Genomic DNA, 23,362 nt, shown 5'->3' with positions numbered 1-23,362 from the left:
GGCCGCGCTCGGATATCGTCGAAGGCGTGAGCATCACCGTCCTTCGAACCCGCCACGACGATCCTCAGGCCCGGCCGCTCATCGACGAGCTCTCGCGCGAATACGACGAGCGCTACGGCCTCAACGACGGCATCCCCTCCTCCGTGGAGCTCAGCCGCTACCCCGCCGAGCGCTTCACTCCGGAGGAGGGCGGTGACTTCCTGCTGCTCGTCGATGAAGCGGGCGAGGTCGTCGCCGGCGGCGCGTTCATGCGCGTCGGCGAGGGCACCGTCGAGGTCAAACGGGTGTGGACGCACTCGTCCCACCGCCGCAAGGGCCTCGCCCGCCGGGTGATGGCCGAACTCGAGGCCGAGGCGCTGCGCCGGGGCGTCCGGCGCATCGAACTGACCACCGGCGCCCGCCAGCCCGAGGCCGTCGCGCTCTACCTCGAGCTCGGCTACACGCCCGCGTTCGACCTCGACGGCGACTGGGAGTCGGTCGGCTACCTCAGCTTCGAGAAGTCACTCGACGAGCAGCGCGCCGACCGCGACGCCGGCTGAGGCCGCGTCCGCATCAAGGTGCTCCGACCACGGATGCGTCCGACCGGCCAGGCGCACCAGCTCGACGCCGTGCAGCGCCTCGACCGAGAGCACCACGGTGCTCAGCGCGATCGAGCGCTCGAGCAGCCGCAGGGCGGCAGGACCGAACGAGGCCGTGTCCTCGACCCCCGAGAGCACGGATGCGCCCAGGCTGACCGGGGCGGCGAGCTGCCGCAGTTCGGCGAGCGCGTCGGCAGCGGCATACCAGCTCAGGCCGGGCAACCGTGAGCGCCCGTCGGCGCGGAAGGGCCGCTGCAGCTCCGAGAGCAGTGCGATGCGGCGTTCGGATGCCGCGGCAACGTGGGCGAGCGCCAACCGCAGTGATTCGACGGTGAGAACGAGGGAGGTGATCGCGAAGTTCCCGCCCGAGAGCGTGCGCCCGCTCGCCGCATCCACGAGGGGGTTCTCGCTGCGGGAGGCGAGTTCGAGGGCGAGCTGCTCGCGCAATCGCCCGATGAGGTCGAGAAGCGCGCCGTTGACCTGCGGGGCGGTGCGCACCGAGAGCGGATCCTGCACGCTGCGCTCGCGCTGATCGTGCAGCACGGCGACGTCGCGCGTGAGCGAACGGATGCGCTCCGCGGAGGCGATCTGCCCGGGCACCGGATGCGCCTGCTGCACCGCGTGGTCGAAAGGGGTCAGGGATCCCCCGCGTCCGTGGTGCGCGAGCGCCTCCAGCGTGAGCGCGACGGCGCGGTCGGCGCCGCGGGCGACGCCCTCCAGCCGGTCGAGCAGCACGCTGCCGACGCCCACGCTCAGGGCGTTGGAGCTGAGGAAGGCGGCCGCCTCGCCCGCGGCCGGCTCGAAGCCGTCGTCGACGAGAGCGGCCAGCAGCTCGGCGAGCACGGTCAGGTCCGCGGCGCCGACCGAGCCGAGCGAGGGAACCGCCGGGAGTTCCTCCCTGCGCAGCAGGGACACCGCCGCGGTGACCAGCTCGGGACGCACGCCCGATCCGCCGTTGAGCAGCACCGCCACCCGCGCCGCGAGCGTGGCGCGCACGTACTCGGGCACGAGTGGTTCGCCCGCTCCCCCGCGGTGGTTCGCGATCACCCGGCGCTGGAAGGCGGCGAGTTCCGCGGTGTCCAGCCGGTCGTCCCGCCCTTCGCCGAGCCGGGTCGTCAGCCCGTACACGGCAGCACCGGCCGCAACCGCGTCGTCGACGACGGTGCGGGCGGCCGCCACCGCATCCAATGCTCCCGGCGCCAGTTCGACGTCGGCACCACGGGCGATGAGCACGACCTGCTCGGGCGTGACACCGCCTGCTCCGAGCTCGACCGCCATCAGAAGTCCAGCAGGTTCGCGCGCAGGCCGCCGTCGCCGAGCTCGGTGCGCAGGATGCCGCGGCGTCGCAGCGCCGGAACGAGGCTGTCGAGGGTGCGATGCACGTTCGCCGGATGCACCTGGCCGGTGAACAGGAACCCGTCGCCGCCGACCGCGTCACCGAGCTCGCCGAGGTGGTCGGCGACCTCGTCGGCCGTGCCGATGACGGCGAGCCCGTCGCCGTTGGCTCGCGTCTGGAGGATCTCGCGCAGCGTCGACCCGTCGGGCGCCGACTTCACGAAGTTGTCGAGCGTGCCCTGGTTGCTGTTGGTCGTGAGCTCGGGAAGCGGCTCGTCGAGGTCGAAGCGCTTGAAGTCGGTACCCGTGAGGTACGAGATGGACTGCAGCGCCTCGTCGATGGCCGCCTGCGTCAGCTCCGACCGGCGCGCGCGCACCGCGGCGCTCTCCTCGGCGTTCGCCGTGACGATCGGCTGCACGACGAACAGCACGCGGATGGCGTCCGGGTCGCGGCCGGCGTCGGCGGCTGCCTGACGCACCGACTCCCGGTGGGCCCGCATCCGCTCGGGCGTGGAGGCCAGGGCGAGCACGACGTCGGAGTGCTTGCCGGCGAACGCCTGCCCCCGCCCCGAGGCGCCCGCCTGCACCATCACGGGCTCCTCGGCCAGTGGTGCGTTCGTCAAGGGCCCGCGCACCTGGAAGAAGCGGCCCGTGTGATCGATCGTGTGCACCTTGCGGAAGTCGGCGAACACGCCGCCCTTCGCATCCTCGACGATGGCGTCGGGTTCCCAGCTGCGCCAGAGCTTGCGCACCACGTCGACCCACTCGTCGGCGCGGTCGTAGCGCAGGTCGTGCTCGATCTGCTTGTCGAGGCCGTAGTTCTGGGCGGCCAGGTCGCTGCCGCTCGTGACGACGTTGAAGCCGAGGCGGCCGTCGGCGAAGTGCTGCAGGGTCGAGAGCAGGCGTGCGGCCGTGAACGGCTCGTAGAAGCTCGCGCTCAGCGTCGGCACGATGCCGAGCTTCGAGGTCGCGCCCAGCAGGTAGGGCACCAGCGGCAGCGGGTCGTGCTTGGGAACGAACCGGGCCGCGGCCAGGTTCACCTCGGCGGTGCCGCCGTAGGTGTCGGGCACCGTCACGCCGTCTTCGATCACGAAGAGGTCGAATCCGGATGCCTCGAAGACGCGCGCCGCATCCTGGTAGACCTGCGGCTGCTTCCAGTCGTAGCCGATGCCGTAGCTGGGATCGCCCCATCCCTGAACTCCGAAGCCCGCGCCGAGGAACCAGCCGAAGTGGGTAAGGGTCATGCGTCCGTTCCCGTCAGGCCGGCGGCGTGCAGCCAGTCGGCATTGAAGCCCTTGGTGAGGTAGTTCAGGCCCGAGTCGGCCGAGATGACGGCGATGACCGAGCCGGGCGCGGCATCCGCGGCGATCTCGAGCGCGGTCGCGACGGCGAGGGCGGAGGAGGGCCCGAGCAGCAGCCCCTCCTCGAGGGCGAGCGCGTGCAACGTGTCGTACACCCGACGATCGGGGATGGTGCGCACCTCGTCGATGACCGCGGCGTGCACGTTGGCCGGCCACCAGTCCCGCGACCAGCGGGTGCCGACGCCGTCCACGAGTATGGGGCCCTCGGCGCCGCCGCCGTACGTCGACCCCACGGGATTCGCGCCGATCACGCGCACGGCGCCGTTCGAGGCCTGCTTGAGGAAGCCGCCGACTCCGCTGATGGTTCCGCCCGTGCCGATCGCGGCGACGAAGTGGGTCACGCGCGCGGCCGTCTGGCGCCAGAGCTCCGGTCCGGTTGCCGTGAAGTGGGCATTGGGGTTGTCGGCGTTGTCGAACTGGCGGGACTGCCACGCGCCCGGAATCTCGGCCGTGAGGGCCGCAGCGACGGCACGCGGGTTGGCGGCGTCGTCGGGCGCGGCGTCCCAGTCGGCCTCGACGAGCCTCGCCCCGTACGCCCGCAGCAGCGCCTTCTTCTCGGCCGAGATGTCGGCGGAGTGCACGATGACCACCGGATGCCCGGTAAGGCGGCCGATGAGCGCCAGGCCGATGCCGGTGTTGCCCGAGCTGGACTCGACGATCGTTGCGCCCGGGGCGAGTGCTCCGCTCGCCTCTGCGGAACGGATGATGCCGAGCGCGGCCCGGTCCTTCGACGACCCGCCCGGATTGCGGCCCTCGAGCTTGACGACGATCCGGCCGGGCAGCCCGGCGGCGAGTCGCCCGAGCTCGACCACGGGCGTCTCGCCCACGAGCTGGGCCACCGACGAGAGCACCTCCCAGTCGCCGACGGCGGGCGCGACGGCTGCCGTCTCGGCGTCGTGCAGCAGGCTCGGCATGAGGAACAGGCTATGTCGGCCGCGGGATGCGCGAGCGCGCCGTTGCGCCGCGTTACGGTGCGCCGGTCTCGCTCAGCGGCGGAGACGATCGGTCAGAGCACCTTGGAGAGGAACGCCTTCGTGCGGTCGTGCTGCGGGTTGGCGAGCACCTCGCGGGGGTCGCCCGATTCCACGACGACACCGCCGTCCATGAACACCAGCCGGTCGGCCACTTCGCGCGCGAAGCCCATCTCGTGCGTCACGACGATCATCGTCATGCCCGACTGCGCGAGCTCCTTCATGACATCGAGCACCTCACCGACGAGCTCGGGGTCGAGGGCCGACGTCGGCTCGTCGAAGAGCATGAGCTTGGGCTCCATCGCGAGCGCGCGGGCGATGGCGACGCGCTGCTGCTGCCCACCCGAGAGGTGCGCGGGGTAGTAGTCGGCGCGGTCGGCGAGGCCCACGCGGGTGAGCAGCTCACGGGCGCGCTTCTGGGCCTCCGCCTTGGACTGGCCCTTCACCCGCACCGGCGCCTCCATCACGTTCTCGAGCGCCGTCATGTGCGGAAAGAGGTTGAAGCGCTGGAACACCATGCCGATGTCGCGGCGCTGGCGGGCCGCATCCTTGGGGTGCAGCTCGTAGAGCTTCTCGCCCGACTGCCGGTAGCCCACGAGGTTGCCGTCGACACTGAGACGCCCCGATGTGAGGGTCTCGAGGTGGTTGATCAGCCGCAGGAAGGTCGACTTGCCCGAGCCCGACGGCCCCACGAGGCAGAGCACCTCACCCGGCAGAACGGTCAGCGAGATCGACTTCAGCACCTGGTTCGAGCCGAAGGTCTTCGAGACGCCGACCGCCTCGACCATCGGTGTCGCGGTCACGGATGCCGCGGGCGCGCCCGCAACGGACGTGTCGGTCATCAGCGGTGTCCTCCTTCATGCGACTGCGGGAAGACCACGGAGGGCTGGTTCGCCCCCGCGATCGGGACGGCGCCGCCCGGTGCGGCTCCCGCATCCTTCGGACCGTCGTCGCGCCGGTCGCCGATGCCGCGGGCGAAGCGCTTCTCGAGGAAGTACTGGCCCACCATGAGGATCGAGGTGAAGAACAGGTACCAGAGCGAGGCGACGATGAGCATCGGAACCGGGTTGAAAGTCTCGGCCGAGATGTCGCGGGTGCGGTTGTAGAGGTCGAAGCTGAAGGGAACCGCCGTCACGAGCGAGGTCGTCTTGAGCATCGAGATGACCTCGTTGCCGGTGGGCGGGATGATCACGCGCATCGCCTGCGGCAGGATGACCCGACGCATCGTCTGTCCCCAGCCCATGCCGAGGGCCGTCGCGGCCTCGTGCTGGCCGGTGTCCACCGAGAGCAGGCCGGCCCGCACGATCTCCGACATGTACGCGGCCTCGTTGAGGGCCAGTCCGATCACCGAGAGCCAGAAGGCGCTCAGCACGGCGCGCGTCGAGAAGGATGCCCACTCGACGCCGGTGAACGGAATGCCCACGTCGATGCTCTGGTAGATGGTCGCGAGCAGGCCCCAGAAGACGAGCTGCACGTACACCGGCGTTCCACGGAACAGCCACACGTAGAACCACGACACGGCCTTCAGCACCGGGTTCGGCGAGAGCCGCATGACGGCCAGCACGACCCCGAGCACGATGGCGATGACCATGGCGAGCACCGTGAGCTCCAGGGTCACCAGTGCAGCCGCCGACACACGCCGGTCGAAGAGGTACTTTCCGACCGACGGCCAGTCATAGGCCGGGCGCATCGCCGCGTCGATGAGGAAGACGGCGGCGATGAGCAGAATGACGACCGCGAACACGATGCGCCACGGATGCCGCAGCTTGATCGCCCGGATGGGCTCGGATTCCGCCGGGGCTATGCCCGCGCGTTCCGTGGTCGCGGTCGTCATGGCGCTTACTCCTTCGACGCGGCGTTGACGCCGATCGTGTCGACGGCGCCGTCCTCGACGCCCCACTTCTTGAGGATCTTGCCGTAGGTGCCGTCATCGACGAGGGCCTGCATCGCCTGCTGGACGGCCTTCGTGAGGTCCGAGTCCTTGGCCACGACGATGCCGTAGGGAGCCACATCGAAGCTCTTGCCCGCCAGCTGCAGCTTGTCGCCGGTCTGCTTGACGGCGTAGAGGGTGACGGGAGAATCCGCCGACAGCGCGTCGGCCTGGCCCAGCGCCACGGCATTGGTCGCCGCATCCTGCGTGTCGAACTGCAGCTTCTGGATCTCGGGCTTGCCCGCGTCGACGCAGGCCTGCGACTTCGCGGGGACCTCGTCGGTGTCCTCATACGTCGTGGCCTGCACGGCGACCTTGAGGCCGCAGGCGTTGTCGGGGTCCACGTCCTTGCCCTTTGCGGAGGCCCACTGGATGCCGGCGGTGTAGTAGTTCACGAAGTCCACCTGCTTCTCGCGCTCCGTGGTGTCGGTGAACGAGGAGAGCCCGAGGTCGGCCTTGCCGCCCGTGACCGAGGGGATGATGTTGTCGAACTTGGAGACCTGGTACTCCGTCTTCACGCCGAACTTGGCCGCGACGGCGTCCGCGAGCTCGATCTCCCAGCCGATCGGGTTGCCGGCGTCGTCCTTGTACTCGTTGGGCGCGTAGGTCGGGTCGGTGCCGATGATGAGCTTGCCGGCCTTGGTCACCGAGTCGGGCAGCAGGCCGGCCAGTTTGTCGTCCTTCTTCACATCGCTCGCCGCGCCCGAGGCGGCCGGGGTCGAGGTGCTGTTGTCGACACAGCCGGTGAGCAGCAGTGCTGCGGCTGCGGCCGTCGCCACCAGGGCGGGCATCGCGGAGCGCATGCGCATGTGGTTCCTTCTTTCGTTGTGCAGGGGATGGATCAAGTCTCGACGCTCAATGTTCCGGGGATGTTTCCACCGGGCGGTCGGGGTGGTTCGACCACTGCGACCACGAGCCCGGATAGAGGGCGGCCTCGAAGCCGGCCACGGCGAGCGCGAGGGCGTCGTGGGCAGCGGTCACGCCCGAGCCGCAGTAGACGCCGACGGCAGCATCGGCGCTCACGCCGAGCTCCTCGTACCGACGACGCAGCTCGGCGGCGGGCAGGAAGCGGCCGTCGGCGGCCAGGTTTGCCGAGCTCGGCGCATTGAGGGCGCCGGGGATGTGGCCGGCCACGGGATCGACCGGCTCCACCTCCCCTCGAAAGCGCTCCGGCGCCCGCGCATCGAGCAGAACGCCGGTCGCGGGCAGCGCAGCCGCTTCGTCCATGTCGAGCACCGGCAGGTGGCCGTAGGTCAGGTTCACCGATCCCGAACGCGGAGTGGCCGCGCCCTCCTCGAGTGCATGGCCCGCAGCACGCCAAGCGGCGAGGCCGCCGTCGAGCACGCGTACGTCGGCGACGCCGGCGTAGCGCAGCAGCCACCACGCCCGCGCGGCGGATTGGCCGGCGTTGTCGTCGTAGACGACCACGGCGTCGCCGTCGCCCAGCCCCCAGCTGCGCGCCGCTGACTCCAGGTCGCGCACGGCAGGCAGCGGATGCCGCCCGTCGGTCGCGGCGCCGTGACCGGCCAGTTCCCGGTCGAGATCGACGTACACCGCGCCCGGTATATGCCCCTCGAGGAATCGGCTCTCGCCATCCGTGGCACCGAGCCGCCAGCGCACGTCGAGGATGCGCGGCGCACGGCCATCCTCGAGGACGGCGGCGAGCTCTTCGACGCTGGTGAGCTGATGGTGCACGCGCAGGTACCTCTCGCTGTGATCAGTAGAGGCTAACCCGCTGACAGCGGCAGTTCCAACCCGGATAGGGTGGGTGCATCGTGGCCAGCTATACCGATCTGATGAAAACCCCGGGCGTCGCGCGCATCATCGCCGCCCAGCTGACGGCTCGGTTCCCGAACGGCATGCTCTCGCTCGCCTTCCTGCTGCACATCGAGCGTCAGACCGGCTCCTACGGCGCGGCCGGGCTCGTGCTCGCCGCGACGAGCATCGGCCAGGCCATCGCCGGCCCGCTCACGAGCCGGTTCATGGGCATCTGGGGCATGCGCCGGGTCATCGTGATCACGATCATCATCTGTGCGACCGCGGTGAGTGTCGTGGCGCTCGTGCCCATGACCATTCCGCTGTACATGATCGTCGGCTTCATCTCCGGCCTGTCGACTCCGCCCATCCAGCCGGCCGTGCGCACCATCTACCCGAAGATGGTCAACTCGCGGCAGCTGACGCCGCTGTTCTCGCTCGACGCGACGGCCCAGGAGGTCATCTGGGTGGTCGGCCCCGTGGTCACGACCTTCGTCGCCACCCAGATCGGCACCGTCTGGGCGATCCTGCTGGCGGTGACGTTCCTCGTGGGCGGCGGCATCTGGTTCGTCGTCTCGCCCGAGCTCGGGCGAGTGCGCATCCCGCGATCCAAGCGCGCCTTCGGCACCGTGCTGCGGCGTCCTCCCGTCATGCTCGCCACCATCGTCGGCTTCCTGCTCGTCGGCGCCTGCGCGGCGATCGAGGCCGGTGTCGTTGCCGTCTTCGGCCACGGCAACGCGGACTCCGGCATCGTGCTGGCCATCTTCTCCATCGGCTCCATCGCCGGCGGCCTCAGCTTCGGGCGCGTGCCCATCGGACCATGGTCCACGGCGCGGCGGATGCTGCTCGTCTTCGTCGGAACGGCGCTCGCGCTCGGCGCGATGAACTTCTGGTGGCTCTCCCTCACCCTGTTCATCGCCGGTCTCGGCATCGCCCCCGCCCTCGCCGTGCTCTTCGCCATCGTCTCGGCGAGCGTCAAGTTCAGCGACACGGCCGAGGCCTACGGCTGGGTCGGCACGGGACAGCTCATCGGCGCCGCCCTCGGATCCGCCGCTGCCGGCGTGCTCATCGACGCCTACTCGCCCGTCGGCGCGTTCTACGCCGCGACCGCCTTCGCCTTCGTGGGCTTCATCGTGCCCGTGCTCGCGCGCCGCTGGCACCCCGACCTGCGCGGGCGCGACGCGAGCCCGATGCCCGACACCGAGCCCGTACCGGTGCAGCCGAGCTGAGCACGATGGGCCTCGACCTCACGACCAGGCTGTCGCTGCGCGACGGCAACTCGGTGCCGCAGCTCGGCCTCGGCGTCTACAAGGTGCCGGATGCCGACACGCCGGCCGTCGTGACCGCGGCGCTCGATGCGGGCTACCGGCACGTCGACACGGCCACGCTCTACGGCAATGAGCACGGCGTCGGGGAGGCGCTGCGGGCATCCGCGGTACCGCGCGCGCAGGTGTTCCTGACGAGCAAGGTCTGGAACGACGATCACGGCTTCGGTGCCACGCTGCGCGCCTTCGACGCGAGCCTGCGACGGATGCGGCTCGAGGCGCTCGACCTCTACCTCATCCACTGGCCCTGCCCCCGGCAGGACCTCTACGTTCCCACCTGGCGGGCGCTCATCCGCCTGCAGCAGGAAGGCAGGGTCGCCTCCATCGGAGTCTCCAACTTCCACGCCTCCCACATCCGCCGCATCGCCGACGAGACCGGTGTTCGCCCCGCCGTGAACCAGGTCGAGCTGCATCCCTGGCTGCAGCAACGCGAACTGCGCGAGTTCCACGCCGCTCACGGCATCGCGACCGAGGCCTGGTCGCCGCTGGCCCGCGGCCGGGCCGTGGACGATCCGGTGCTGAGCGCCATCGGGCAGCGGCACAGCGTCTCGGCGGCTCAGGTCGCCATCCGCTGGCACCTGCAGCAGGGCAACGTCGTCATCCCGAAGTCGGTCACGGCGAGCCGCATCCCCAGCAACGCCGACGTCTACGGCTTCGAACTGGACGCCGACGAGCTCGCCGAGATCGCGGCCCTGGATGCCGGAGAGCGCACCGGCAGGAATCCCGACGACGTCGGCTGAGATCGGCTGAACGGCGCTGGGCTACCAGCGCGGGTGGATCTGGGCGCGCAGCCGGCGGTCGTACAGGTCGCGCACGCCGTCGTTGAAGGACTCACCGAGCGGAGCCAGCGAGCCGGCGGCAGCGTTCGAGCGCGCCTGATCGGGGGTGCGGGCGCCGGGGATGACGCTGCTCACGCCGGGCAGCTGCGCCACCCAGGCGAGTGCTGCCTGCGCCGTCGGGATGCCGTCGGGCACGAGGTCGGCGAACTCGTGCGCGGCCTCGAGGCCCCTCTCCCAGCCCACGCCCGAGAAGGTCTCGCCCACGTCGAAGGCGCTGCCGTCGCGGTTGAAGTTGCGGTGGTCGTTGGGGGCGAACGTCGTGTCGCGGGTGTACTTGCCCGAGAGCAGGCCGGAAGCCAGCGGCACTCGAGCGATGATGCCGACCCCGGCAGCCTGGGCCGCCGGCAGAACCTCGTCGAGCGGCTTGAGGCGGAACGCGTTCAGGATGATCTGCACCGTCGCGGTGCCCGGGCGCGAGATCGCATCCAGAGCCTGGCCCGAGGTCTCGACGCTCACGCCGTAGTTCGCGATCACGTTCTCCTGCACCAGGGTGTCGAGCGCGTCGTAGACCTCCCCGCTGGCGATCACCGAGCCGGGCGGGCAGTGCAGCTGCACGAGGTCGAGGGTCTCGGTGCCGAGGTTGCGCCGCGAGCGATCGGTCCACTCGCGGAAGTTCTCGAGCACGTAGTTCTCGGGAAGCTGCTCGACGCGGCGACCCATCTTGGTCGCGACCGTGATATCCAGGCCCGGGTTGTCGGCGAGGAAGTCGCCGATGATGCTCTCCGAGCGCCCGTCTCCGTAGACATCCGCGGTGTCGAAGAAGCTCACGCCCGCCTCGACGGATGCGGAGAGCACCTCGCGCGCATCCGCGATGCTCACATCGCCCCAGTCCGCTCCGAGCTGCCAGGTGCCGAGTCCGATGACCGAGACGGTGCGGCCGGTACGGCCGAGGGTGCGATGATCCATGCGTTCCAGACTAGGCCGTTGCGATCACCGGAGCGGAGCCCGTCATCGGCTTCTCGATGGCGCTCTCGACGTGCACCACCTCCTGGCTGCGGAAGTGGCCCACGAACATGAGCACGACGCCGACGAGCGCCCATCCCGCGAGCACGAGCCATGACTGCAGGGCGTTCGCGTCGGGGAAGTACGAGAGATCGCGCAGCAGGGTCGTGCTCGCTCCCGGCACGAAGAACTGGCCGATCGCTCCCCAGGGCGCGGGAAGGAACTGCAGGGGCTGGGTCGCCGCCGAGATCGGGTTCCCGATGAACATGGTGATCACCGAGCCGACCGCGATGCCGATGCGGCCGAACACGGCCGTGGCCCCGACGATGAGGGCACCGGTTCCGAGCAGTGTCAGCGCCATGGCCGCACCGTTGACGAGGAAGTCGCCCTGCAGGATGCCGAACCACGGCTGCAGGATGGCGGTCAGGCCGAAGCCCGCGATGACGGAGTAGGCGAGGATCGCCGCGAATCGACGCCAGACGCCGGCCACGAGAACCGAGATGAGGATGCCACCCAGCATGCCGCCGAGCACCATGGGAAAGCTCGCCGCCGCGAAGCCGACGCCACGGGAATCCGTCGACGCGAGCGGAACGACATCCGTCAGCTTCACGGTCGCCGGGGTGGTCGAGAGCGCCTTCTCGATGATCTGCGCTGCCTGAGCAGGCGGGAGTTGGCCGGCCTCGGCCGCGGCGTTCGTCTTCGCGACGGCCGCCTGCACGCCCGCGGCGGTGAGAGAGTTCACCTGCATCTGCAGCTGCGACTGCAGCTGGCCCATCACCTGGGTCTGCACGGTGCCGCCAGCGGAGGCGGTCAGCACCTCGGGCTTCTGCCCGAGCACGACGGCGCCATAGATGTCGCGCGATTCGATCCGGTCGACAGCCTCGCTCCGGCTGTCGAGAGTCGTGACGTCGAAGCGCCCCTCCGCGTTCTTGTCGAGCGCTTCGGTGAACGACGAGACCTGCGTCGCGTCGCCCGTGACGGCGATGGGGAACGACTTGATGCTCGAGGTAATGCTCGGCCAGAGGAATGCGAGCACCACGACGGCGACGATGAGAGAGGCACCGACGGCGATGCCGATCGCGCGAGCCCACTTGGTGTGCGGGGCGGTGATGACGGGTGACGACATGGGAGCTCCTATAAAACGAATGATCGTTCTTTATTGTGAATCAGCCTGTTGCCCTTGTCAAGAACGAACGTTCTTTTTTATCCTGTGAGGATGCCGAAGGTCACCGAGGAGTATCGCGAGACGCGCCGCCACGAGATCGCCGCCGCCGCACTGCGCTCCTTCGCCCGCACGGGCTTCGAGGCGACGACGATGGCCGACATCATCGCGGAGTCCGGGCTGTCTGCCGGAGCCATCTACGGCCACTACAAGAGCAAGAACGAGCTCATCCAGGCCGTCGTCTCCGACGTGCTCGGTCGCCGCACGCGCGACGTCGCCGAGGCGATGCGCGCCGATCGCCTGATGTCGCCGGCGGAGCTCATTGGCCGCTTCATCTCGGGCATGCGCGGCGAGTTCGGCGACTCCCGCGTGCTCGTGCAGCTCTGGGCCGTCGCGGCCCAGGACCTCGACGTGCGCACGCTGGCGAATGGCGTCGTCCAGCAGATCACCGACCTCTTTCGCACCTACCTCATCGCGTGGCACACCCAGGAGTCCCGTCTCTCGGCCGATGACGCCGAGGCTCTGGCCGACCGGCAGACGCCCGTGTGCCTCGGTCTCGCCCAGGGCTACATCGTGCAGAGTGCGATCATCGACGACTTCGACGGCGAGGGCTATCTGGCCGCGGCATCCGGATTGTTCTCGGACTGAAACCGCGATACGCGATCGTGATGTCACGATCCGGCCGCGAGAGCGCCGGCGACTCCGGTTCGGTTCTACAGTGTGGCCATGAATCGAGCATTGACCGCCGCCACCGTCGCCGTCGCCTCCCTGCTCCTGCTCTCCGGCTGCTCACTGGGCAGCAGCGCCGACTCGCGCGCCCCGTCCGATGCGGGCGGGTCCGCACCGCAGGTCGCACAGGACCCCGAGAAGGCCGCCGACGGCTCGGCGTCATCGACGGGCTCCGTACAGCCCCAGCAGGTGATCACGACGGGTTCGATGACGGTCACGGCCGACGACCCCGTCGCATCCGGCGAACGGGCTGCAGCAATCGTCACGGATGCCGGCGGCCGCGTCGAGTCGCGGTCGCAGTCGCCGCAGAGCGAGGACCGACCGGCGAGCGCGAACCTCGTGCTGCGCATTCCGGCGGATGACTTCGACGCCGTCGTGAAGCGGATCGGCGCCCTCGGCGATGTGCGCGACTACACGACGCAGGCCGCCGACGTGACCCAGCAGAAGAAGGACGTCGATGCGCGCATCCTTGCGCTGCAGACCTCCGTCGGGCGCCTCGAGCAGCTCATGGGGCAAGCGGCGACCACGGCCGACCTCATCGAGATCGAGAATGCTCTCTCGGCGCGCCAGGCGGAGCTGGACTCGCTCATCGCACAACGCGACTCGATCGCCGACCAGGTCGCCTACTCGACACTCTCCGCATCCTTCACGGCACCCGGAGTCATCGCAGCCGGCGCTCCCCACTCCTTCTGGGACGGGCTCGTGGCCGGTTGGCAGGCCGTGATCGCGTTCCTGTCGGGAGCCCTCGTCGTCATCGGCGTGCTGCTCCCCTGGATCGGCGTTCTCGTCGTGATCGCCGCGATCGTGCTCGGCATCGTGTGGCTGGCCCGTCGCGGTCGCGGAAGCGGCACCCCTCCCGTCGTCGAGTAGAGCCGCCGATCCACTCCGCACCCGGCGCCGGGCCGCCCTCGAGAGATAATGAGGCATGTCCTACTCCGTCGAACGGCGCTCCAATCCGACCGCCTGGGCCGCATTCTGGATCGCGCTGGCCGGCCTCGTGCTCATGCCCATCCCCTTGTTCATCGGGCTGATCCTCGGCGGCGGCCTCTCGGTCGTCGCCGCGATCCTCGCCGTGATCGCCCTGCTCAAGGGGCTCGCCCGCAGCGGCAAGGGCATCGCGCCCGTCGTGTTCGCGGCGATCTTCATCGCACTCACGTGGGGCGGCATCTCCATCGGAGGCGGCACCATCTGGTAGGTCGAGGACCTGAGTCAACCGAGCGCTGCACGCCCGGTGCTGCGCTTGCGGACCTCTCGCAGCACGATCTGCTCGGGGCACACTGTCGAGAGGAAGTCTCCGACGGACAGTGCGAGTCGTTCGCCCACCAACGAGTAGAGGATGCGGTTCGCATCACGTCGCTCAGTCACCAGTCCGGCCTGCCTCAGCACGGCCAGGTGACGAGAGATCGTGGGCCCGGTCGCTGTGAAGCGGGCCGCGATCTCGCCCGCGGCCAGCTCGCCGTCTTTCAGATCCTGCAGGATCTGTCGACGAGTCGGGTGCGCAAGGGCCGAGAAGATGTCTGACGCCGCATCTGCCATGCTTGCAATATAGCACTCTTACTAAATATCGTGTAGCTTCATTGCTAATAAGCAAAGGAGATACGCCATGCGGGTAGCCATCACCGGCGGGACGGGATTCGTCGGTCGACACCTGGCTGAGCGGTTGGATCCCGCACAGACCGTGGTCATCTCGCGCCGCACCGGCACTTCGGTCCGCGATGTCGATGCTCTCGCGGCCGCTTTCGCGGGATGCGAGGCCGTCGCGCACTGCGCCGGCATCAATCGTGAGATCGGCGATCAAACCTTCGAAGCGGTCCACGTCGAAGGCACGCGTGCGGTCATCGAAGCCGCTCGCCGCGCTGGAGTGAAGAGAATCGTGATGCTCAGCTTCCTTCGCGCGCGACCCGACAGCGGATCCGGTTACCACGACACGAAATGGGCTGCGGAGGAGATGCTGCGCGGTTCAGGGCTCGACTACACGATCCTGAAGTCGGGAATGATCTACGGTCCAGGCGATCACATGGTCGACCACGTGACGCGTGCCGTGCGAACGTTTCCCGTCTTCGCGACCGTCGGCTACTCCGAACGCATGGTGCGGCCGGTCGCCGTCGCCGACGCGGTCGATGTGCTGGTCGCCGCCCTTGACGGACGGATCGCCGATCCCACCGTCGCCGTCATGGGCGCCGAGGAACTGGAGCTCGGCGCTGCCGTCCGCCGCATCGCGGGCGTTGCCGGCCGCCACCCGCTGTATGTTCGCGCGCCCGTCTGGTCCATCCGGGCTCTCGCGCAGATCACTGAATGGCTGATGATCACGCCGCTCATCGCGAAAGCGCAAGCGCAGATGCTCGCCGAAGGCGTGAGCGAAGCCGCTCCGCCCGCGCCGGAGTTGCCCCAAGGGCTGCGCCCGACGCGTCGGTTCGATGAAGCCAGCATCCGTGCCGCAATGCCCGACGGTCGATTCACGCTCAGCGACCTCCGGATCACCCGCTTGATCAGAACTCGACGCCGGCCTGAGGCGACGACGGCGTCTGCATAGCGGTCGGCATGCGAACGCGGAACAAGCCGGGTTTTGCTGAGTTCCAGCTGGCGACGTCAGGCCGAGCTGTCGCTACGACACGGCACCTCGAAGCCCGTCAATCGGTTTTTCGTCCCATGTGGAGAAGGGGTCGTCACCGACCTCGGCCATCAGCGCCGCGGAGGCGGCTTGCGCTGCAACCGGCGACTCCCACACGGCGATTCCAACGAAACGACCACTGTCATCGTCGACGATGCCGGTCCATACCAACCCGGGCTGCTGGCGAGCCACTCGGCTGTAGCGTTGCATCGAGTCCAACACGGCGGCACGATGTTCGGGATGGGGCGCGTGCACGGATACGACGGCGTAGGTCATGAAGGCATTGAAACACCTGCCAGGCACCAGCGCCAGACGATCGCCTCGAGACTCCTCATCCGACGAGATCCGGAGCGGCGCACCCGCCACTACCTGAGGGTGAGACGATACACGAGCTCTTGAGTGTGTCCGTCGAGTGTCCGGCTCTCCAACAACTCCACGTCGTCGGCCCATTGGCATGACGGCCGACTCGACCCCCGCACGAGCGATGCGAACCGCCTCATGCCGTCGACTGCTTGCGCAGTGTCGGCCTCCCAGCCTCTCCGGGGCGCGACTCGTGATGATCGAGATCCGGCAGCCGATTCAACGACGGGAACAGCGAACTAGGGTGGGCGTGTGACCGTGCTCTCCGACGAACTGCTCGAACGCATCCGCTCTCGCGCCGCGGGGTATGACCGCGACAACGCCTTCTTCCAGGAGGACTTCGACGAGCTCGTGGCCGTCGGCTACCTGAGGGCACTGGTTCCCCAGGAGTTCGGCGGCCTCGGCCTCACCCTCGAGCGGGCCGCCGCCGAACAGGTACGACTCGGCGCCGCGGCACCCGCGACGGCGCTGGCGGTCAACATGCACCTCGTCTGGACCGGGGTCGCGAAGGTGCTTCACGAGCGCGGCGACGCCTCCCTCGACTGGCTGCTCGAAGAGGCGGGCGCGGGCGAGGTCTTCGGCTTCGGCATCAGCGAGGCCGGCAACGACCTCGTGCTCTTCGGATCGCGAACGGATGCCCAGCCGCAGCCCGACGGTGGCTACACCTTCACCGGCACCAAGATCTTCACCTCGCTCTCTCCGGCGTGGACCCGCCTCGGCACCATGGGCCTGGACTCCACCTCGGCGGATGCGCCCAAGATCGTCTACGGCTTCGTCGAGCGCAGCGAGCAGGTGACCCAGAGAGACGACTGGGACACCCTCGGGATGCGGGCCTCGCAGAGCCAGTCCACCGTGCTCGACGGCGCCTTCTCCCCTGCGAATCGCATCATCCGCCGCCTCAGCCCCGGACCCAATCCCGACCCCCTCATCTTCGCCATCTTCGCGAACTTCGAGATCCTGCTCGCCGCGGTCTACACCGGAGTCGGCCAACGGGCTCTGGAACTCGCCGTCGAGGCCGCCGGCCGCCGCACCTCCCTCAAGAACGACGGCAAGAGCTACGCGCAGGATCCCGACATCCGGTGGCGGGTGGCGGATGCCGCGATCGCGCAGGACGGCATCCCGCCGCAGCTGTTCGGTCTGGCCCGCGACGTGGACGAGCAGGCTGCGCACGGCTCCCAATGGTTCCCGAAGCTGGTCGGCCTGAAGATCCGGGCCACCGAGAACGCCCGCTACGTCGTCGACCAGGCGATCCGGGTCAGCGGCGGCGGCTCGTACTTCGCCGGCAACGAACTGGGGCGCCTGTACCGCGACGTACTCGCGGGCATCTTCCACCCCTCCGACGCGGAGTCCGCCCACAACACCGTCGCGAACGCATGGTTGGGGCCGATCACGGAGTAGTTTGGAGGCGTGGGAGTACGCATCGAGAAGGTCGAACTGCCGGGCATCGGCCTGCGGCACGATCTCGTGACGGAGAGCGGTCGACGACTGAGCGTCGTAACGTACCGCGACGGCGAGCGCAATCTGGGCATCTTCGACGTCGACGACCCCGATGCCTGCCGCGACAGCATCCCGATCACCGAAGACGAGGCCGAGGCCATCGCCGACCTGCTCGGAACCTCCGTGGCCATCAGCCGCATCACCCGGCTCTCGGATGACGTGGCCGGCCTCTACACGGAACAGCTCGAACTCGGCTCGGCATCGCCCTTCATCAACCGGCCCCTCGGAGACACGAAGACGCGCACGCGCACCCACGTCTCGATCGTGGCGATCACGCGCGACGGTGCGGTCATCCCCTCGCCGACGCCCGAGGAGGTTCTGCGTCCCGGTGACGTCATCGTCGCCGTGGGCACGCGCGAAGGCCTCGACGCCGCCGGGCGCCTCATCGCCAACGGTCCCGACTGACGCCGGGCCGGGCGCATGCATGACACCACGCTGATCATCATCGAAGTCGGCGCGCTGCTGCTCGGCATGAGCCTGCTCGGGCGCCTCGCGATCCGCATCGGCATCTCCCCGATCCCGCTCTACCTGCTCGCCGGGCTGGCCTTCGGCGAGGGCGGAATCGCACCGCTCGACGCGAGCGAGGACTTCTTCGCCATCGGCAGCGAGATCGGCGTCATCCTGCTGCTCGCCCTGCTCGGCCTGGAGTACACCGCGAGCGAGCTGCTCACCAACCTGCGCCAATCCAAGATCGCCGGGCTGCTGGATGCGGTGCTCAACGCCCTGCCTGGGGCGGCCTTCGCGCTCGTGCTGGGGTGGGGTCCCGTCGCTGCCGTCGCGCTTGCGGGCATCACCTGGGTCTCCTCCTCCGGTGTGATCGCCAAGCTCATCCGTGACCTCGGGCGCGTGAGCAACCGTGAGACGCCGGTCGTGCTCGCCGTGCTCGTGATCGAGGATCTCGCCATGGCCTTCTACCTGCCGGTGCTCTCGGCGGTGGTCATGGGGATGGCCTTCTTGACGGGGGCACTGACCGTGGCGATCGCCGTGGGAGCCGTCTCCCTCATCCTCTTCATCGCCCTGCGCTACAGCACCATCGTCTCGCGCATCTTCGCCGCCGAGCATCCGGAACCGCTGCTGCTCGGGGTGCTCGGACTCACCATGCTCGTCGCCGGCCTGTCAGCGCAGGTGAACGTCTCGGCGGCCGTCGGGGCGTTCCTCGTCGGCATCGCGATCTCGGGTCGCGTCGCCGAGCATGCGAGCGAACTGCTCACGCCGCTGCGCGACCTCTTCGCCGCGGTCTTCTTCGTCTTCTTCGGCCTCTCGACCAACGCGCGCGACCTGCTCTCGATGCTCGTTCCGGCGATCGCGCTCGCCGCACTGACGATGGCCACGAAGGTGCTCACCGGCTACCTCTCCGCTCGTCGCGCGGGCATCGGCATCCCGGGTCGTTGGCGCGCAGGCTTCGCGCTCACCGCCCGCGGCGAGTTCTCCATCGTCATCGCCGGTATCGCAGTGGGTTCAGGGGTCTCGCCCTTGCTCGCCCCGCTCGCCACCGCGTATGTGCTCATCACCGTCGTGCTCGGCCCGATCCTCGCCCGCGTTCCCGACGCGGCCTGGTTCAAGGCGATCCTTCGCCAGCGCGCAGCCAGGGCGCGCGAGCGCGCGAGCCTGGCCGGATGAGCATGGCGACCCCGCCTCCGACGGCCGGAATGAGTTCGGCTGAAGCCGCCGCCTACATCCGTGCGGTGCTCGACGTGACCATCCGGGTCACCGAGGCGCTCTTCGCCGGCGGTGCCGGAGCGGAAGACACCGTCGCGGCCATGCAGGCCGTCAGTCGCGCCTACGGCGTGAAGAACGTCGAGGCCGATCTCACCTACTCGCTCATCACCCTCTCGTGGGAGAATCCGGCCACCTTCGAGACCATCTCGCACAGCCGCAACGTGAAGTACCGCACGCTCGACTATGCCCGGCTCACGCGCGCGACCGAGCTCATCAGCCGCATCGTCGACGATCCGCCGCCGCTCGAGGAGACCCGCCGCACGGTCGCCGCCATCATCGGACGAAAGCCGATGTACCCACGCTGGCTGCGCAGCATCGGCTGGAGCCTCGTGGGCGTAGGGGCCGCGCTGCTGCTCGGCGGCGGACCACTCGTCGCCGCCGCGTCCTTCCTCGCGACCCTCGTGATCGACCTCATCACCTCGGCACTTCAGCGCCGACGCGTTCCGGTGTTCTACCAATCGCTCGCCGGCGGATGCGTCGGGCCGATCGCCGCGGCCGGCGCGGTGCTTGTCGACCCGAGCGTGAACCCCTCGCTCGTCGTGGTGGCGGCGATCATCATGCTGCTGGCCGGAGTGACGACGTTCGGCGCCGTGCACGACACGCTTTCGGGCTTCTACGTCACCGGCACGGCCCGGCTGGTCGAGGCGGTACTCATCACCGCGGGCCTCGTGGCCGGGGTCCTGGCCTCCGGCCTGCTGCTCGGACGCTTCGGCCTCGACCTGAAGCTCGACCCGGCCACCGGGCCCTCGCTCGAAGACGTTCCGATGCAGCTGGTGGCCGCGGCGGTCATCGTGGCCGGATTCTGCCTCGCGGCCCAGGTGCCACGCCGTTCCATCTGGGGGCTGTGTGTTCTGGGAGCGGTGGCGGAACTCGCGTACTCCGCCGGTGTCGGCGCCGGCATCGGCATCGTGTTCGCCTCGGCGAGCGCGGCCGTCGTCGTGGGGCTGCTCGCCGCACTGGCCGTGCGGGTGGTGCGCGTTCCGCCGATCGTCGCTGTCGTGGCCAGCCTCGTGCCGTTGGTGCCCGGCCGCATCCTCTTCACCGGCCTCATGCAGCTTGCCGATTCCGACCTGCAGGGCCTGCTGTCGGTGCTCGCGGCGGCGGGCGTCGCGGGGGCGCTGGCCGCGGGAGCCATCCTGGGTCAATATCTCGTGCAGGCCACGATGGGTCCGGCGCGCTCGCTTCAACGACGCTTCGTCGGACCGCTGATGGCCATCTCACCGCGGCTCGCCCGCGGACGCAACCGGCCGCGCCGGCGCTGAGAGTCCGGCGGATCCCGCAGGCGCCCTTGTCGCGGACCGTCCGCGGTGGTCGACTGTACCCATGATCACTCCAGTGGATATCTTCAGCGGATTCGCCGTGCGCGACGTCGACGCGGCCCGCTCGTTCTACGCCGACGTGCTCGGTCTCAACGTCGAGGATGCGATGGGAGGCATCTCCCTCGGCATCGGCGGTGGCAAGAGGGTCTTCGTCTACGTCAAGCCTGATCACGAGCCGGCCACGTACACCGTGCTGAACTTCGCCGTCGACGACATCGATGCGGCGGTCGCCGAGCTCGAGCGATCGGGCGTCTCCCTGCTGCACTACGACGGCTTCGGGCAGGACGAGCACGGCATCGCGCGGCCCCCGGCAGGCAGCGGCGGAGGACCCGACATCGCCTGGTTCACCGACCCGTCGGGCAATATCCTCTCGGTGCTGCAGCCGCCGGCCGAGTGAGCACCCGCCGGGGTGGCACCGCACAATAGAGGCATGTCACTCCCCCGCACCGACACCCGCGTTCTCTATCCCGACGGCAGCACGAGCGCGCCGGCTCTCGTGTTGCACCTCGAGGCACTGCCTGAGGGCCGAGAGGCCGTCGTGCTCGACGCCACCCCGTTCCACCCGGTCGATGCCGGCTGGCCCGACCAGGGCGCCGACCGCGGCATCCTGCGCACCGATCGAGGCGACCTGCCGATCCTGGATGCGGTGCTCGCCGCCACCGACGGCGAGACGCTCTTCATCGGCGCGGATGCTCCCGTGCGCCCCGGCGCCGACGGCTGGGCGTTCCTGGTGGCCCACGTCGTCGCCGCGGCCGAGCCAGGGGTCACGGAAGGAGAAACCGTGACCGTCATCGCCGATGCCGACTACCGGCGCGCTCTCTCGATCGGCCACACGGCCTGCCATCTCGCCTCGCTGGCCCTGAACCGCGCGATGGCCGACCGTTGGACGAAGGAGGTGCGTTCCGATGGTCTCGGGCAGCCCGACTTCGACGCGAGCGCCATCACGTCGTCGTTGATCACCCCCGGCGGCTCCGTCGACGTCTTCCGGCTCAACAAGTCGCTGCGTCGGAAGGGATTCAGCGCCGACGGGCTCGAGCAGGCCCTTCCGGAGCTCGAGGCGCACGCGAACCGCACCCTTGCCGAGTGGGTGGCGACGGGCGCACCCGTGCGCATCGACCGCGACGGCCAGTTGCTCACCGACCGCCGCTTCTGGGTGTGCGAGCTGCCCGAGGCATCCGTGAGCATCGCCTGTGGCGGCACCCATGTCACCTCTCTCGCCGAACTCGGCGACGTGCGGGTGAGTCTCGCCCTCGGCGAACAGGACGGATCCCCCACTCTCACCATGCGATCGGATGCTGCGGCAGCGTAGTTTGGATGGCATGAGCCAGCATTTCGATGTCGTCATTCTCGGTGCCGGACCCGGCGGATACGTCGCGGCGGTGCGCGCCGCCCAACTCGGCAAGTCGGTCGCGGTCATCGAGGAGAAGTACTGGGGCGGCGTCTGCCTGAACGTGGGCTGCATCCCCTCGAAGGCGCTGCTGCGCAACGCCGAGCTGGCGAACACCTTCGCGCACCAGGCCGACACGTTCGGAATCCGTGGCGAGGTGAGCTTCGACTACGGCGCTGCGTTCGATCGCAGCCGCACAGTAGCGGAGGGGCGCGTCAAGGGGGTGCACTACCTCATGAAGAAGAACGGCGTGACCGAATTCGACGGCCGCGGCAGCTTCACCGACCCGCACACCATCGAGGTCGCGCTCTCCAACGGTGAACGCGAGACGGTCACCTTCGACAACGTGATCATCGCGACCGGCTCCACTGTTCGCCTGCTCCCCGGCGTCTCGCTCAGCGACAACGTGGTGACCTACGAGAGCCAGATCCTCAGCCGCGAACTGCCGACGTCGATCATCATCGTCGGCGCCGGGGCCATCGGCATCGAGTTCGGCTACGTCATGCGCGCCTACGGCGTCGAGGTCACCATCATCGAGTTCCTCGACCGCGCACTGCCGAACGAGGACGTCGACGTCTCGAAGGAGATCACGAAGCAGTATCGCAAGCTCGGCATCCCGATCCTGGCGTCGACGAAGGTCGAGACCGTCACCGACCATGGCGACCACGTCGAGGTGACCTACACCGGCGCCAACGGGCAGCCCGGCAGCGCGAGCGCCGACAAGGTGCTCATGTCGGTCGGCTTCGCCGCGCGGGTGGAAGGCTACGGCCTCGAGAACACGGGTGTGCGGGTGACGGAGCGCGGCGCGATCGGCATCGACGACTTCATGCGCACGAACGTTCCGCACATCTATGCCATCGGCGACGTGACCGCGAAGCTGCAGCTGGCACACGTGGCCGAGGCGCAGGGCGTCGTGGCCGCCGAGACCATCGGCGGGGCCGAGACCATGGCCCTCGGCGACTACCGCATGATGCCGCGCGCCACCTTCTGCCAGCCGCAGGTCGCGAGCTTCGGGCTCACCGAGCAGCAGGCACGCGACGAGGGCTACGACGTGATCGTGTCGACCTTCCCGTTCACCGCCAACGGCAAGGCGCACGGCCTGGGCGAGCCGGCCGGCTTCGTGAAGCTCGTCGCCGACTCCGCCCACTACGAGCTGCTCGGCGGCCACCTCATCGGCGCGGACGTCGCCGAGCTGCTCCCCGAGCTCACCCTCGCCCAGAAGTGGGACCTCGGCGCGCTCGAGCTCGCGCGCAACGTGCACACGCATCCCACGCTCAGCGAGGCGCTGCAGGAGGCCTTCCACGGCCTCACCGGCCACATGATCAACCTCTGACACACCGAACCCGCAGTTATCGCGGGTAGCCCAGCACCGAACCCGCAAGAATCGCGGGTGCTGCGCCTCCCGCACCCACAAAATCTGCGGGTTCGGCACATGGCACGGCCTCACACCAGCAGAAACTGCGGACTCGGCGGCCCATCCGGTCGCTGATGCTCTTCTTTGCTGCGGACTGGCGAGCACGCAGAATCTGCGGGTAGCCCAGC

Annotated in this window: 25 protein-coding genes; 14 read left to right on the top strand and 11 right to left on the bottom strand. The window is 69.2% G+C overall.

Going from position 1 to position 23,362, the window contains the following annotated elements; translation table 11 throughout:
• The first annotated feature begins 26 nt into the window (after positions 1 to 26).
• A complete protein-coding gene (locus tag WDJ51_RS10280; RefSeq protein WP_337852366.1) occupies positions 27 to 539 on the top strand; it encodes a GNAT family N-acetyltransferase in 513 nt (170 codons plus the stop codon).
• Here WDJ51_RS10280 and WDJ51_RS10275 read toward each other — a convergent pair.
• The 7 genes from WDJ51_RS10275 to WDJ51_RS10245 form a co-directional block, all read right to left on the bottom strand.
• Positions 501 to 1,856, bottom strand: a complete 1,356-nt coding sequence (locus WDJ51_RS10275) for an aromatic amino acid lyase (protein WP_337852365.1) — start codon at positions 1,854 to 1,856, stop codon at positions 501 to 503. The two genes, WDJ51_RS10280 and WDJ51_RS10275, sit on opposite strands and share 39 nt — an antisense overlap.
• Positions 1,856 to 3,157, bottom strand: coding sequence for an NtaA/DmoA family FMN-dependent monooxygenase (locus WDJ51_RS10270; RefSeq protein ID WP_337852364.1), 1,302 nt, complete (start codon positions 3,155 to 3,157; stop codon positions 1,856 to 1,858). Before WDJ51_RS10270 ends, WDJ51_RS10275 begins: the two co-directional genes overlap by 1 nt.
• A complete protein-coding gene (locus WDJ51_RS10265; RefSeq protein WP_337852363.1) occupies positions 3,154 to 4,188 on the bottom strand; it encodes a PLP-dependent cysteine synthase family protein in 1,035 nt (344 codons plus the stop codon). Before WDJ51_RS10265 ends, WDJ51_RS10270 begins: the two co-directional genes overlap by 4 nt.
• Positions 4,189 to 4,280: 92 nt before the next feature.
• Entirely contained in the window at positions 4,281 to 5,033 is a 753-nt protein-coding gene (locus WDJ51_RS10260) for an amino acid ABC transporter ATP-binding protein (RefSeq protein WP_443218483.1), read from the bottom strand.
• 53 nt (positions 5,034 to 5,086) lie between these two features.
• Positions 5,087 to 6,079 (bottom strand): amino acid ABC transporter permease, encoded by a 993-nt coding sequence (locus tag WDJ51_RS10255; RefSeq protein WP_337852361.1) that lies wholly within the window; start codon positions 6,077 to 6,079, stop codon positions 5,087 to 5,089.
• Between the two features lie 5 nt (positions 6,080 to 6,084).
• A complete protein-coding gene (locus WDJ51_RS10250) occupies positions 6,085 to 6,984 on the bottom strand; it encodes an ABC transporter substrate-binding protein (RefSeq protein WP_337852360.1) in 900 nt (299 codons plus the stop codon).
• A gap of 46 nt (positions 6,985 to 7,030) precedes the next feature.
• Complete coding sequence (locus tag WDJ51_RS10245; RefSeq protein ID WP_337852359.1) at positions 7,031 to 7,870, bottom strand: sulfurtransferase; 840 nt, start codon at positions 7,868 to 7,870, stop codon at positions 7,031 to 7,033.
• Positions 7,871 to 7,950: 80 nt separating this feature from the next.
• Here WDJ51_RS10245 and WDJ51_RS10240 point away from each other — a divergent pair, with 80 nt between their 5' ends.
• On the top strand, positions 7,951 to 9,159 hold the full coding sequence (locus WDJ51_RS10240) for an MFS transporter (protein ID WP_337852358.1): 1,209 nt from the start codon (positions 7,951 to 7,953) through the stop codon (positions 9,157 to 9,159).
• Positions 9,160 to 9,164: 5 nt separating this feature from the next.
• Positions 9,165 to 9,995: an aldo/keto reductase gene (locus WDJ51_RS10235; protein WP_337852357.1), complete on the top strand. Its 831-nt coding sequence runs from the start codon at positions 9,165 to 9,167 to the stop codon at positions 9,993 to 9,995.
• Between the two features lie 21 nt (positions 9,996 to 10,016).
• On the opposite strand, the gene WDJ51_RS10230 is transcribed toward WDJ51_RS10235, so the two are convergent.
• Both WDJ51_RS10230 and WDJ51_RS10225 read right to left on the bottom strand, forming a co-directional pair.
• Positions 10,017 to 11,000, bottom strand: coding sequence for an aldo/keto reductase (locus WDJ51_RS10230; RefSeq protein WP_337852356.1), 984 nt, complete (start codon positions 10,998 to 11,000; stop codon positions 10,017 to 10,019).
• A 10-nt stretch (positions 11,001 to 11,010) separates the two neighbouring features.
• On the bottom strand, positions 11,011 to 12,162 hold the full coding sequence (locus WDJ51_RS10225; protein ID WP_337852355.1) for an ABC transporter permease: 1,152 nt from the start codon (positions 12,160 to 12,162) through the stop codon (positions 11,011 to 11,013).
• 90 nt (positions 12,163 to 12,252) lie between these two features.
• On the opposite strand from WDJ51_RS10225, the gene WDJ51_RS10220 reads away from it, so the two are divergent.
• The 3 genes from WDJ51_RS10220 to WDJ51_RS10210 all read left to right on the top strand — a co-directional run bounded on the left by WDJ51_RS10220 (position 12,253) and on the right by WDJ51_RS10210 (position 14,122).
• Positions 12,253 to 12,846 carry a TetR/AcrR family transcriptional regulator gene (locus tag WDJ51_RS10220; protein WP_337852354.1) on the top strand — a complete coding sequence of 198 codons (594 nt, stop codon included), beginning with the start codon at positions 12,253 to 12,255 and terminating at the stop codon, positions 12,844 to 12,846.
• A gap of 78 nt (positions 12,847 to 12,924) precedes the next feature.
• Complete coding sequence (locus tag WDJ51_RS10215; RefSeq protein WP_337852353.1) at positions 12,925 to 13,797, top strand: DUF4349 domain-containing protein; 873 nt, start codon at positions 12,925 to 12,927, stop codon at positions 13,795 to 13,797.
• Positions 13,798 to 13,852: 55 nt separating this feature from the next.
• Positions 13,853 to 14,122: a hypothetical protein gene (locus WDJ51_RS10210; protein ID WP_337852352.1), complete on the top strand. Its 270-nt coding sequence runs from the start codon at positions 13,853 to 13,855 to the stop codon at positions 14,120 to 14,122.
• Positions 14,123 to 14,136: 14 nt separating this feature from the next.
• Here the strand turns inward: WDJ51_RS10210 and WDJ51_RS10205 are convergent, their stop codons facing one another.
• Entirely contained in the window at positions 14,137 to 14,463 is a 327-nt protein-coding gene (locus tag WDJ51_RS10205) for a metalloregulator ArsR/SmtB family transcription factor (protein WP_337852351.1), read from the bottom strand.
• A 67-nt stretch (positions 14,464 to 14,530) separates the two neighbouring features.
• Here WDJ51_RS10205 and WDJ51_RS10200 point away from each other — a divergent pair, with 67 nt between their 5' ends.
• Complete coding sequence (locus WDJ51_RS10200) at positions 14,531 to 15,460, top strand: NAD(P)H-binding protein (RefSeq protein WP_337852350.1); 930 nt, start codon at positions 14,531 to 14,533, stop codon at positions 15,458 to 15,460.
• Between the two features lie 72 nt (positions 15,461 to 15,532).
• On the opposite strand, the gene WDJ51_RS10195 is transcribed toward WDJ51_RS10200, so the two are convergent.
• Positions 15,533 to 15,814 (bottom strand): antibiotic biosynthesis monooxygenase, encoded by a 282-nt coding sequence (locus WDJ51_RS10195; RefSeq protein WP_337852349.1) that lies wholly within the window; start codon positions 15,812 to 15,814, stop codon positions 15,533 to 15,535.
• Between the two features lie 336 nt (positions 15,815 to 16,150).
• Here WDJ51_RS10195 and WDJ51_RS10190 point away from each other — a divergent pair, with 336 nt between their 5' ends.
• The 7 genes from WDJ51_RS10190 (at position 16,151) to lpdA (ending at position 23,153) form a co-directional block, all read left to right on the top strand.
• Positions 16,151 to 17,296, top strand: coding sequence for an acyl-CoA dehydrogenase family protein (locus WDJ51_RS10190; RefSeq protein WP_337852348.1), 1,146 nt, complete (start codon positions 16,151 to 16,153; stop codon positions 17,294 to 17,296).
• Between the two features lie 9 nt (positions 17,297 to 17,305).
• Positions 17,306 to 17,800, top strand: coding sequence for a cation:proton antiporter regulatory subunit (locus WDJ51_RS10185; protein WP_337852347.1), 495 nt, complete (start codon positions 17,306 to 17,308; stop codon positions 17,798 to 17,800).
• A gap of 15 nt (positions 17,801 to 17,815) precedes the next feature.
• A complete protein-coding gene (locus WDJ51_RS10180; protein ID WP_337852346.1) occupies positions 17,816 to 19,015 on the top strand; it encodes a cation:proton antiporter in 1,200 nt (399 codons plus the stop codon).
• Positions 19,012 to 20,376 carry a threonine/serine ThrE exporter family protein gene (locus tag WDJ51_RS10175; RefSeq protein WP_337852345.1) on the top strand — a complete coding sequence of 455 codons (1,365 nt, stop codon included), beginning with the start codon at positions 19,012 to 19,014 and terminating at the stop codon, positions 20,374 to 20,376. The genes WDJ51_RS10180 and WDJ51_RS10175 overlap by 4 nt, the downstream gene beginning before the upstream one ends.
• 61 nt (positions 20,377 to 20,437) lie before the next feature.
• On the top strand, positions 20,438 to 20,830 hold the full coding sequence (locus tag WDJ51_RS10170; RefSeq protein WP_337852344.1) for a VOC family protein: 393 nt from the start codon (positions 20,438 to 20,440) through the stop codon (positions 20,828 to 20,830).
• A gap of 33 nt (positions 20,831 to 20,863) precedes the next feature.
• On the top strand, positions 20,864 to 21,742 hold the full coding sequence (locus WDJ51_RS10165; protein ID WP_337852343.1) for a metal-dependent hydrolase: 879 nt from the start codon (positions 20,864 to 20,866) through the stop codon (positions 21,740 to 21,742).
• A 10-nt stretch (positions 21,743 to 21,752) separates the two neighbouring features.
• Positions 21,753 to 23,153: a dihydrolipoyl dehydrogenase gene (gene lpdA, locus WDJ51_RS10160; protein WP_337852342.1), complete on the top strand. Its 1,401-nt coding sequence runs from the start codon at positions 21,753 to 21,755 to the stop codon at positions 23,151 to 23,153.
• The last annotated feature ends 209 nt before the right edge of the window (positions 23,154 to 23,362 follow it).

Source organism: Rathayibacter sp. YIM 133350 (genome assembly GCF_037404875.1).
Lineage (GTDB): Bacteria > Actinomycetota > Actinomycetes > Actinomycetales > Microbacteriaceae > Orlajensenia.
The sequence above is the reverse complement of the archived record's forward strand: the minus strand, read 5'-3'. Positions and strand labels throughout refer to the sequence as shown.